This is a genomic window from Protofrankia sp. CiP1_Cm_nod2 (assembly GCF_920664355.1).
Lineage (GTDB): Bacteria > Actinomycetota > Actinomycetes > Frankiales > Frankiaceae > Protofrankia.
In genome coordinates this window covers 2,359-10,175 of the sequence record NZ_CAKKTL010000194.1, presented here as the reverse complement: position 1 = coordinate 10,175, position 7,817 = coordinate 2,359, and the positions used below count along the sequence as shown (strand labels likewise).

Below are 7,817 nucleotides of genomic sequence, written 5' to 3'. Positions count from 1 at the left end.
GCACAGCGCCCCGAGCCTCGCCCTCATCCGCGCCATACCCCCCGCGCGCACCGCACCTCCCGCGCGCACCGCACCTCCCGCGCGCACCGCACCCCCCGCGCATGCCGTGCCGCGGGCCCGGACGTCACCTTCGGCAGCCGCTGAGCCCTCGGGGGCCGCCGAACGGCCACTCGTCGTGGTCGACAACCTGGTCAAGGAGTTCCCGCTGCCCCGTACGGCCGGCGGCTCCGCCCGGACGCTACGCGCTGTCAGTGACGTCAGCTTCACCGTCAACCGCGGCGAGACGCTGGCCCTGGTCGGTGAGTCGGGTTCGGGCAAGTCCACCACCGCCCGCCTCGTCCTGCGCCTGGTGGATCCGACCGCCGGCCGGATCGTGCTGGACGGTGACGACGTCACGGCCGCCAGGGGGGCGCGGCTGCGGCGGCTGCGCCGGCAGGCCCAGATCATCTACCAGAACCCCTACGCGTCCCTCGACCCGCGGTTCTCGATCAAAGAGGTGATCACTGAACCGTTGCGCGCGTTCGGGGTCGGTGACCGGGCCTCCCGCACCGCCCGGGCCCGGGACCTGCTCGACCGGGTCGCGCTGCCGGCCTCGGTCCTCGAACGCAGGCCCGCCGAGCTCTCCGGTGGGCAGCGGCAGCGGGTCGCGATCGCCCGCGCGCTGGCGCTGGCACCCCAGCTCGTCGTCTGCGACGAGCCCGTCTCCGCGCTGGACGCGTCCGTGCAGGCGCAGGTCCTCGAGCTGCTCGCCGAACTGCAGGCCGACACCGGCGTGGCCTACCTGTTCATCTCGCACGACCTGGCCGTCGTGCGGCAGATCGCCCACCGGGTGGCGGTGATGCGGGCCGGGCAGATCGTGGAGACCGGCCCGACGGACGACCTGTTCACCAGCCCCCGGCACGACTACACCCGCGCGCTGCTGGAGGCGATCCCCAGATGGTCGCAACAGCGTCAGGCCGCTTCGCCCGGTGATGGGAAGCCGACCGGCATCGGTGGTCGCCACACGTGACGGACAACGCCGGGATGGACAACGCCGGGATGGACAACGCCGGGATGGACAACGCCGGGATGGACAACGCCGGGATGGACAACGGCGCGAGGACGCCTACGTCGAATGGCTCACCGGGTTCGACGCACTGCCTTGCCGGGCGTGCCTTGTTGGGCGTGCCTTGTCGGGCGAGGAGGTGATGGAGAGGACCGTCGGTGAAGAAGCCGTCCGGGCGCGGCTGTGCACATGATTTATGCTTGAATTATGAGCTTCAGGCGGATCACTATCAGTGTCCCGGAGGAGATCGCGGCGAAGGCGCAGCGGGCCGCTGACGCCGGCCAGGCGGAGTCGGTGTCGGCCTACTTCGCCGGTCTCGCCGCCGCCGAGCCGGACTGGGCGCAGGCCCAGCAGATCCTGGACCAGATGATCGAAGAGGCCGGCGGGCTGGACGATGCCGCACGTGCCTGGGCGCGATCGGTGCTGGCGGCCGACGATGTTCTCGAAGCCGGTGATGACGCCGGAGACACCCAGGTGGCCGGGGCCGCGTGAGAACGACTGTCCTTGACACGGGCGCGCTCATCGCGCTGGAACGTCGTGACGGCCGGATGCTCGCGCTGGCCGCGGACCTGGTCGGCGCGAGGGTGGCCGCGCATATGCCGGCGGGAGTCCTCGCTCAGGTCTGGCGGGGATCACCGCGTCAACACGCCGTCATGAAACTGGTGCGAACGGGCGCGGTGCGGGTCGAGTCCCTGTCGGAGGAGATCGCTGCCCGGATCGGGCTGCTGCTGGCGGCATCGGGGGCGAGCGATGTCGTCGATGCCCATGTCGTGTTGCTGGCACGGAAGCTTCGGGCCACGGTCGTCACTTCTGATCCGCATGATCTGCGCAAGCTGGATCCCGCGCTCGACCTTGTCGTGCTCTGACGGCCGATCTCGGACGGTCGATCTCGATCTGGCCCGCGCCTGACATCGCTCTCCTGAAGGAAATTGATCGGAATCGAATGATCAAACAATGCCAGGTGCATCGATGGGAAACAGGCGTTGCCGGTGGCTCACGGTGGTACCTTCGAGAAAGGTCATGAGTGTCGGCGGCGGGCTGTGGCCTCGCTGGCCGGCGAGGCTCGCCGGCTGGCAGCCTCCCTCGCGGCGGGCGCCCCGAAGACGTGGGGCCGGCTGGGCGTTCCGGTCCACGGGCCGGGCGTCGGGCAGGGCCGGCCGGGCATCGATCGGCGGGAAGTATCGGTCGACAGGAGGTGGCGGCGCATGCGGCTGATCCCAGGCCCGTCTGCCGTCCGTATATCCGGGCCACAACGTGGTGTGATCAGTTCGTTTCTGCGCCGGCACATCGATCTGTGCCGTGTCGCCGGCGCGCTCTGTCCACCCTGACCCGAGCCCCGCTGACCTGAGCATTCCTGACATACGCGCTGTCCGCCCGACCTGATCGGGTCCGGCCCGGATCCAGTTCGGGCCCGTCGTACCCGACGATCCGCCGCACGTGACGATCCGCCGCGCCCGACCTGGTCTGTCGCCGCCGGCCCTACCGGCTCCCGCGCGTCGTGACCGGGTGGGCCTGTTCCCGCTCGCGCTGACAGCGCCGCTCGTGTTGACACCGCCGCGCCGCCGGCCCACGGCCGCGCCGGCAGCCGTCTGAAAGGGGTATCGGACGATGAGCAGGCCGATCAAGCAGATCCATCTCGCCGCGCACTTTCCAGGTGTCAACAACACCACCGTGTGGAGCGACCCGGCTGCGGGAAGTCATATCGAGTTCGGCTCTTTCGTCCATTTCGCGCGGACCGCCGAACGCGGAAAGTTCGATTTCCTCTTCCTGGCCGAGGGGCTGCGGCTGCGCGAGCAGAACGGGCTGATCCACGACCTCGACGTGGTGGGCCGCCCGGACACCTTCACGGTGCTGGCCGCGCTCGCCGCGGTCACCGACCGGCTCGGCCTGGCCGGCACGATCAACTCCACGTTCAACGAGCCCTACGAGGTGGCGCGGCAGTTCGCCAGCCTCGATCATCTCTCCGGCGGCCGGGCGGCGTGGAACGTGGTCACCTCCTGGGACGCCTTCACCGGCGAGAACTTCCGCCGCGGCGGCTTCCTGCCCGAGGAGCAGCGTTACGCGCGGGCCAGGACGTTCCTGCGGACGGCCTGGGAGCTGTTCGGCTCCTGGCGCGGCGACGAGATCATCGCCGACAGGGAGACCGGGGTGTTCCTGCGCGACCCGCACCCGGGCAGGTTCACCCACCGTGACGCTCATTTCGACATCGCCGGCCAGTTCAACGTCCCGCGCAGCCCGCAGGGACGTCCCGTCATCTTCCAGGCGGGTGACTCCGACGAGGGGCGGGAGTTCGCCGCCTCGGGCGCGGACGCGATCTTCAGTCGGCACGGCACCCTGGAGGCCGGGCAGGCGTTCTACGCCGACGTCAAGAGACGGCTGGCCCGCTACGGCCGTGCCCGCGACCAGTTGCTGATCCTGCCCGCGGCGACGTTCGTGCTCGGCGACACCGACGCCGAGGCGGCCGAGATCGCATACGAGGTCCGGCGCCAGCAGGTCAGCGGCCAGACCGCGATCCAGTTCCTCGAGCAGCTGTGGAACCGTGACCTCTGCGGCCACAACCCGGACGGGCCGTTGCCCGCCGTCGACCCCGACCCCGGGGAGCACACGGTCGCCCGCGGCCGGGCCAGCGTGCGCATGTTCGGGGACAGGCTGGCCACCGCGAACCAGTGGCGCCAGCTCGCCGAGGCGAAGAACCTCTCCACCCGAGAGCTGATCATCGAGATCACCGGGCGGCAGACGTTCATCGGTTCCCCGGCGACGGTGGCCAGTGCGATCAACGATCTCGTGCAGGCAGATGCCAGCGACGGGTTCATCCTTGTCCCGCACATCACCCCCGGCGGGCTGGACGGTTTCGTCGACACGGTGGTCCCGCTGCTGCAGGAGCGTGGCGTGTTCCGTACCGAGTACGAAGGTATTACCTTGCGCGACCATCTCGGTCTTGCGCCGCTCGTCCCTGCCGTGTCAGGCACGTCCGACGCGTCCGGCGCGTCCCCTGCCGGGCCGGGGCCGGCGGCGAGGGCCGTGTCGTGAAGTTCCTGACCATCACCCTGATCGTGCACGCCCCGGACCCGGTCACCAGGGTGCGGAAGTCGACCGCCGAGCGGTTCCGCGAAGTGATCGACAACGCGCTGCTGGCCGAGGAACTCGGCTTCGACGGCTTCGGGGTCGGCGAACGGCATGAACGGCCGTTCATCTCCTCCTCCCCGCCGGTGGTGCTCAGCCACCTGGCCGCGCTCACCAGCCGGATCCGGCTGTTCACCGCCGTCACCACGCTGAGCCTGCTCGACCCGGTGCGGGCGTACGAGGACTACGCCACCCTCGACCACCTCTCCGGCGGCCGGCTGGAGGTGATCATCGGCAAGGGTAACGGCGCCGCCCAGCGGGAGCTGTTCCACGTCACCCCCGACGACCAGTGGGACCGCAACGCCGAGTCCTACGAGCTCTTCCGCCGGATCTGGCGGGAGGACAAGGTCACCGCCGACCCGCGGTTCCGCCCCGCGCTGCGGGACGCCGAGGTCTGGCCCCGGCCGCTGCAGCAGCCGATCCGGGTCTGGCACGGCAGCGCCACCAGCAAGGAGTCGGTCGACCTGGCCGCCCGCTACGGTGACCCGCTGTTCTCGGCCAACGTCACCAACCCGATCGAGCCGTACGCCGAACTGGTCCAGTACTACCGTGAGCGCTGGGAGTGCTACGGCCACGACCCGACACTGGCGACGGTCGGTGCCGGCACGGCCGGCTACTACGCGGAACGCAGCTCCCAGGACGCCATCGCCGGCTACCGCCCGGTGTTCGAGGGGTATCTCGCCTTCCAGAAGCGGCTCGGTATGGAACCGGTGTTCCCGACGCTGGAGGACTTCGTCGAGCGCAGCTCCGCGCTGATCGGCAGCCCGCAGCAGGTCATCGAGAAGGTGCACCGCTACCACGAGCGGTTCGGGCACAGCGTGCTGCACCTGCACGCCGACGCTGGCGGCCTCACCGACGCCCAGCACCGCGCCAGCCTGGAGCTGTTCCAGTCCGACATCGCCCCGGTGCTGCGCCGCGAGATCCCGGACCCGCCCTGGCCGTGGGCCCCGGTGCTCGCCGAGCCGTCCCCGTCAGCCCCGCCCTCCTCGTCGTCTCAGCCGTCCTCGCCGTCGCCGTCGTCACCGAACGCATCGTCATCCGCCGCATCGTTACCGACCGTGGACGGACCCGCGCCCGCAGCCGTCTAGGCCGTGTCTATGAGTAAGGAAGCCTGTCATGGTCACGACTCCGCTCACCGTCCTGGACCTCGTCCCGATCCCCGCCGGATCGACTGCGGCGCAGGCGCTGCGCAACAGCATCGATCTCGCCCAGCGGGCCGAGCGGTTCGGCTACGCCCGGTACTGGTTCGCCGAACACCACCTCAACCCCGGCGTGGCCGGCACCTCGCCGGCGGTCCTGCTGGCGCTGACGGCCGCGGCCACCTCGACGATCCGGCTCGGCTCCGGCGCCGTCCAGCTCGGGCATCGCACCGCCCTGTCGACGGTGGAGGAGTTCGGGCTCATCGACGCCCTGCACCCCGGGCGTCTCGACCTCGGCCTGGGCCGTTCCGGCGGGCGTCCGAACGAGGTGAGGCGTGAGCCGGCCCTGCTCGGCGCCGGCACGGCCGTCGTGGACGGACGCGCGCCCAACGGGCTGCGCATCCCACCCCGGTTCTCCTTCGAGCATCTGCTCAACTCGCCGCGTTTCGAGCTGCAGAAGGGGCTCCTGCAGCTCCCCGGCGCGCAGTCACAGAACTACACTGAGCAGATCGGCGATGTCCTTGCCCTGCTGGCCGGCACCTACCGTTCCGCCGAGGGCGAACAGGCTCACGTGGTCCCCGGGGAGGGCGCGCAGGTGCAGGTCTGGATCCTCGGCAGCAGCGGGGGCGAGAGCGCGATCCTCGCGGGGGAGAAGGGGCTGCGGTTCGCCGCGAACTACCACGTCAGCCCGGCCACCGTCCTGGAGGCTGTCGAGGCCTACCGGGCCGCGTTCCAGCCGTCCGGCGAACTTGACCGGCCCTATGTCAGCGTCTCGGCCGATGTCGTCGTGGCCGAGGACACCGCCACCGCGCGGGAGCTGGCCGCCGGTTACGGGCTGTGGGTACGCAGCATCCGCACCACACTGGGGGCCATCCCGTTCCCGGCCCCGCAGGAGGCGCGCCGGCACGTGTGGAGCGACGCCGACCGCGAACTGGTCGCCGACCGTGTCGAGACCCAGTTCGTCGGCTCGCCGGGGCAGGTCGCCGACCAGCTGGAGCAGCTGCGCGACGCCACCGGCGCCGACGAGCTGATCATCACCACGATCACCCACGACCATGCCGACCGGGTCCGCTCCTACCAGCTGCTGGCCCAGGAATGGCAACGCCGTTGAGCCGGGTCCCCGCCAGCCGGCAGGACCCGGACCAGCGGCATCCACTGGACAACCCCGCCCGCTGGTCGCTGACCGGGGCGCACGCGCACCTCGCCGAGCGGCGCGGCAACGTGCTGCGCTACCCGGTCGACGTCTCCCCTTTCGTGGCGCTGCCCGAACAGCCCGACGCCGCCGACTGGAACGACATCGCCGCCCTCGCCGGCCCGGGGGCGCTGGTCCCGCTCGCCGGAGTGCAGGTCCCGCCGCCGCCGGGGTGGGAGGTGGTGGCGCGCGGCTCCGGGGTGCAGCTCGTCGACGGCGGAGTCGCCGCCGCGCCCGACGACGAGGCTGTCCGCCTCCAGCCGTCGGACGTGCCGGACATGCTCGCGCTGACCGCGGCCACCAAGCCCGGCCCGTTCCTGCCCCGCACCATCGAGATGGGCACCTACCTGGGCATCCGCCGCGACGGCGTGCTCGTGGCGATGGCCGGCGAGCGGCTGCACCCACCCGGCTGGACGGAGGTCAGCGCGGTCTGCACCGATCCCGCCTTCCGCGGCCAGGGGCTGGGAGGCCGGTTGGTGCGCGCGGTGGCCGCCGGCATCCGCGAACGCGGCGAAACCCCGTTCCTGCACGCGGCCGCCGACAACACCAACGCGATTCGGCTCTACCTCTCGTTGGGTTTCCGCCTCCGCCGCGAGGCGACCTTCCTTGCCGTCCGCGTCCCCGACCCCCTCCCCGAAAACGCCCCGGTCACCTGACCGGCGCAGCGCTTTCCGGATAAAACCGTTCCCATCCAGCACCGGCGGCCCAGGTCGGCCAGGTGCCGGGCATGAACTGGGCCATGCTCTGTGCCCCGGCGGCGGAGACCGCGCGCGGGTTGAAGCCGGATTCCTGGGCGAGCTGGGCGGTGAGCAGCGCCGGGCTGAGCTATGGACAGCAGTCGTTACCGGCACCGGCCGGGACGATCCAGCCCTGGTAGGTGTCGGCGCGCAGTGGCCCACCGGCAACAGCGAGTTTTGTGCTTTCGCCTATTCTGACGATACGTATCCTTTCTGGTACAAGAGGTGATCTTGGCGTGACGGTGCTGATGCGCACCGGCCATGACACACAGTTCCGCCACCGCCGCGCTGCCACGGACGTCGCTTCCGTTCAGCCGCTGGTGGCGGTCACAGACTGTCATGGGAGCACGGGGGTGACCAGCGTGGCCGCGTTGCTGCAGCCGGCGATCGGCATCGGTGTGGTCGCCGGCTGGCCCCGATATGCGGCCAACCGTGAGTTCGCTGGCCGGCCGCTGGTCCTGGTCCCCCGCGGCACCGTGCAGGCGACGGCGGGAGCCGGGGATGGCTGACGGGCGTCGTTTCTCCACAGGTGTGCGGCTGCTGGCCGCGGCCGGGCTGGTCGCGGTCGGGATCGCCGTCGG

General features: G+C 71.0%; 9 protein-coding genes. 8 read left to right on the top strand and 1 reads right to left on the bottom strand.

Translation table 11 applies throughout. The features are described from left to right. From NBW84_RS18590 to NBW84_RS18560, 8 genes are all read left to right on the top strand, one after another. Positions 1-1,009, top strand: a 1,009-nt coding sequence (locus NBW84_RS18590) for an ATP-binding cassette domain-containing protein (RefSeq protein ID WP_250286016.1), incomplete at its 5' end; no start/stop codon positions are given. 243 nt (positions 1,010-1,252) lie between these two features. Next, a complete protein-coding gene (locus tag NBW84_RS18585) occupies positions 1,253-1,537 on the top strand; it encodes a hypothetical protein (RefSeq protein WP_250286015.1) in 285 nt (94 codons plus the stop codon). Continuing rightward, complete coding sequence (locus NBW84_RS18580; RefSeq protein WP_250286014.1) at positions 1,534-1,911, top strand: PIN domain-containing protein; 378 nt, start codon at positions 1,534-1,536, stop codon at positions 1,909-1,911. Before NBW84_RS18585 ends, NBW84_RS18580 begins: the two co-directional genes overlap by 4 nt. Before the next feature lie 339 nt (positions 1,912-2,250). Then, positions 2,251-2,373, top strand: a complete 123-nt coding sequence (locus NBW84_RS24500) for a putative leader peptide (RefSeq protein WP_445548569.1) — start codon at positions 2,251-2,253, stop codon at positions 2,371-2,373. A gap of 280 nt (positions 2,374-2,653) precedes the next feature. Next, the gene (locus tag NBW84_RS18575; RefSeq protein WP_250286013.1) at positions 2,654-4,075 is read left to right on the top strand and encodes an NtaA/DmoA family FMN-dependent monooxygenase; all 1,422 of its coding nucleotides are present in this window, start codon (positions 2,654-2,656) and stop codon (positions 4,073-4,075) included. After that, the gene (locus NBW84_RS18570; RefSeq protein ID WP_250286012.1) at positions 4,072-5,256 is read left to right on the top strand and encodes an LLM class flavin-dependent oxidoreductase; all 1,185 of its coding nucleotides are present in this window, start codon (positions 4,072-4,074) and stop codon (positions 5,254-5,256) included. The genes NBW84_RS18575 and NBW84_RS18570 overlap by 4 nt, the downstream gene beginning before the upstream one ends. A 28-nt stretch (positions 5,257-5,284) precedes the next feature. Continuing rightward, positions 5,285-6,418: an LLM class flavin-dependent oxidoreductase gene (locus tag NBW84_RS18565; protein ID WP_250286011.1), complete on the top strand. Its 1,134-nt coding sequence runs from the start codon at positions 5,285-5,287 to the stop codon at positions 6,416-6,418. Next, complete coding sequence (locus tag NBW84_RS18560; RefSeq protein WP_445548566.1) at positions 6,403-7,155, top strand: GNAT family N-acetyltransferase; 753 nt, start codon at positions 6,403-6,405, stop codon at positions 7,153-7,155. The genes NBW84_RS18565 and NBW84_RS18560 overlap by 16 nt, the downstream gene beginning before the upstream one ends. On the opposite strand, the gene NBW84_RS24495 is transcribed toward NBW84_RS18560, so the two are convergent. Beyond that, on the bottom strand, positions 7,148-7,312 hold the full coding sequence (locus NBW84_RS24495) for a lytic transglycosylase domain-containing protein (protein WP_445548568.1): 165 nt from the start codon (positions 7,310-7,312) through the stop codon (positions 7,148-7,150). The two genes, NBW84_RS18560 and NBW84_RS24495, sit on opposite strands and share 8 nt — an antisense overlap. Positions 7,313-7,817 lie beyond the last annotated feature (505 nt).